Below are 626 nucleotides of genomic sequence, written 5' to 3'. Positions count from 1 at the left end.
AGACCGTCGTCCATCGCGATTGGGTGGATCAGAGTCACAACCATCTTGATGTTGTCGCCTGGCATTACCATCTCAACGCCTTCTGGCAGTTCGATGGTACCGGTCACGTCAGTTGTACGGAAGTAGAACTGTGGACGGTAGCCTTTGAAGAACGGAGTATGACGGCCGCCTTCGTCTTTGGACAGGATGTACACTTCAGATTCGAACTTGGTGTGTGGCTTGATTGAGCCTGGCTTCGCCAGAACCTGACCACGTTCGATTTCTTCACGTTTGATACCACGCAGCAGAACACCAACGTTCTCACCAGCACGGCCTTCGTCCAGCAGTTTGCGGAACATTTCAACGCCAGTACAGGTAGACTTCGCAGTCTCTTTGATACCAACGATTTCAACTTCTTCACCAACTTTGATGATACCGCGCTCTACACGACCGGTAACAACGGTACCACGACCGGAGATGGAGAATACGTCTTCGATTGGCAGCAGGAACGGCTTGTCAATCGCACGCTCTGGTTCTGGGATGTAAGAATCCAGGAAGCCAGCCAGTTCGATGATTTTAGCTTCCCACTCAGCTTCGCCTTCCAGCGCTTTCAGAGCAGAACCACGAACGATTGGAGTATCGTCGCC

Annotated in this window: 1 protein-coding gene; it reads right to left on the bottom strand. The window is 51.9% G+C overall.

Annotated features, from left to right (window positions below; genetic code table 11):
* Window positions 1-626, bottom strand: a 626-nt coding sequence (locus ACWKXN_RS22390) for an EF-Tu C-terminal domain-related protein (protein WP_454544380.1), incomplete at both ends; no start/stop codon positions are given.

The sequence above is a fragment of the Enterobacter sp. UPMP2060 genome (assembly GCF_053709655.1).
The sequence above is the reverse complement of the archived record's forward strand: the minus strand, read 5'-3'. Positions and strand labels throughout refer to the sequence as shown.